General features: G+C 41.9%; 1 protein-coding gene. It reads left to right on the plus strand.

Features of this window, described 5'->3' with window-relative positions:
- Window positions 1-77: 77 nt before the first annotated feature.
- Window positions 78-1,991 carry a 1-deoxy-D-xylulose-5-phosphate synthase gene (dxs, locus tag PL8927_RS21150; RefSeq protein ID WP_083625443.1) on the plus strand — a complete coding sequence of 638 codons (1,914 nt, stop codon included), beginning with the start codon at window positions 78-80 and terminating at the stop codon, window positions 1,989-1,991.
- The last annotated feature ends 214 nt before the right edge of the window (window positions 1,992-2,205 follow it).

A 2,205-nucleotide genomic window follows, 5' to 3' on the forward strand; every position in this document is an offset into this window, starting at 1 on the left:
TTCGGCCTAATGCCTGGAAATTTGGGCCATTTTCCCGAAACGTTAACTTCATGGTGACTTGAAGGTATTTAACAAATATGCACCTAAGCGAAATTACTCATCCAAATCAACTACATGGTTTGTCGATCCATCAACTCGAACAAATTGCCCGCCAGATCCGAGAAAAACACTTAGAAACTGTTGCGGCGACTGGAGGACATTTAGGGCCGGGGTTGGGGGTTGTGGAACTCACGTTAGGATTGTATCAAACCCTTGATCTTGATCGAGATAAAGTCATTTGGGATGTGGGACATCAAGCCTATCCCCACAAATTAATCACCGGACGTTATCAAAATTTCCACACTTTAAGACAAAAAGACGGCGTTGCAGGCTATTTAAAACGCTGCGAAAACAAATTTGATCATTTTGGTGCTGGACACGCTTCTACCAGTATTTCTGCTGGCTTAGGAATGGCGTTAGCACGCGATATGAAAGGGGAAAACTTTAAAGTCGTTGCCATTATTGGCGATGGTGCATTAACCGGAGGAATGGCATTAGAAGCCATTAACCACGCCGGACATTTACCCCATACTAATTTAATGGTGGTTCTTAATGATAACGAGATGTCAATTTCTCCCAATGTGGGCGCAATTTCTCGTTATTTGAATAAAATGCGACTGAGTGATCCGGTTCAATTTCTTACGGATAATTTAGAAGAACAATTTAAACATTTACCCTTTGTGGGAGAAGCTTTTACCCCGGAAATGGAACGGATGAAAGAAGGCATGAAACGCCTTGCTGTTCCTAAAGTGGGGGCGGTGTTTGAAGAATTAGGTTTTACCTACGTTGGGCCTGTCGATGGTCATGATTTAGAAGAATTAATTAAGACCTTTCAACAAGCCCATAAAATGCCAGGGCCCGTGTTAGTTCACGTTGCCACGGTGAAAGGAAAAGGCTATGCGATCGCTGAAAAAGATCAAGTCGGTTATCATGCTCAAAATCCCTTTAATTTAGCGACGGGAAAAGCTATTCCAGCCAGTAAACCCAAACCCCCCAGTTATTCTAAAGTCTTTGGAGAAACTTTAGTTAAATTAGGGGAAAATGACCCTAGAATTGTCGGGATTACGGCGGCAATGGCAACGGGAACGGGGTTAGATATTCTCCAGAAAAAACTGCCGAAACAATATATTGATGTCGGTATTGCGGAACAACACGCGGTCACAATGGCGGCAGGTTTAGCCACAGAAGGAATGCGTCCAGTTGTAGCAATTTATTCCACCTTTATACAACGAGGTTATGATCAAATTATTCACGATGTTTGTATTCAAGAACTCCCGGTTTTCTTCTGTCTAGATCGGGCGGGAATTGTTGGGGTAGACGGCCCAACTCACCAAGGAATGTATGATATTGCTTACCTGCGGTGTTTGCCTAATTTAGTGATCATGGCTCCCAAAGATGAAGCCGAATTACAACGGATGTTAGTAACCGGAATTCAGCATACAGATGGCCCGACTGCAATGCGTTATCCTCGCGGATCGGGGTTAGGTGTTCCTCTAATGGAAGAAGGTTGGGAACCCCTACCCATCGGCAAAGGAGAGATTTTAAGAAATGGGGATGATCTGCTATTAATGGGTTATGGCAGTATGGTGAATGTGTCGATGCAGGTAGCTGAAATTCTCAGTGAACATGGCATTGAAGCAACTGTAATTAATCCCCGTTTTGTTAAACCTTTAGATATCGAATTAATTGCGCCTTTAGCTCAACAAATGGGTAAAGTCGTAACGATAGAAGAAGGTTGTTTAATGGGTGGTTTTGGTTCGGCTGTTGCTGAAGCATTATTAGATAATAATGTTGTTGTTCCGGTGAAGCGTTTTGGTGTTCCTGATATTTTAGTCGATCATGCCGAACCCAATGAATCTTTTGCTGATTTAGGTTTAACCAGTTCTCAAATTTCTGAACAAATTCGAGAAGCCTTTTTTAGCTCAAAAAAACAACCGTCTAAAGTGAGTTAATTTTTCCGAAAATTATTGAGTTTGAGACAGAAACCCAGTTCCTTAGTAAAGATTGAGTGGAGAAAACCACAATTTTTTTACTAGAAACTGGGTTTCAAGCTATTTAAAAAAATTGTCTATAAATCTTATATGAAATCCTTAAATTAGTGCTACAGATGGCAAGGGAACAGGGAACAGGGAACAGGGAACAGGGAATAGGGAATAGGGAATAGGG

Origin of the sequence: Planktothrix serta PCC 8927 (genome assembly GCF_900010725.2) — a bacterium.
Taxonomy (GTDB): Bacteria; Cyanobacteriota; Cyanobacteriia; order Cyanobacteriales; family Microcoleaceae; genus Planktothrix; species Planktothrix serta.

Excerpts from the sequence above, each read along its gene's own strand:
- dxs (WP_083625443.1), top strand. The coding sequence starts at position 78 with ATGCACCTAAGCGAAATTACTCATCCAAATCAACTACATGGTTTGTCG.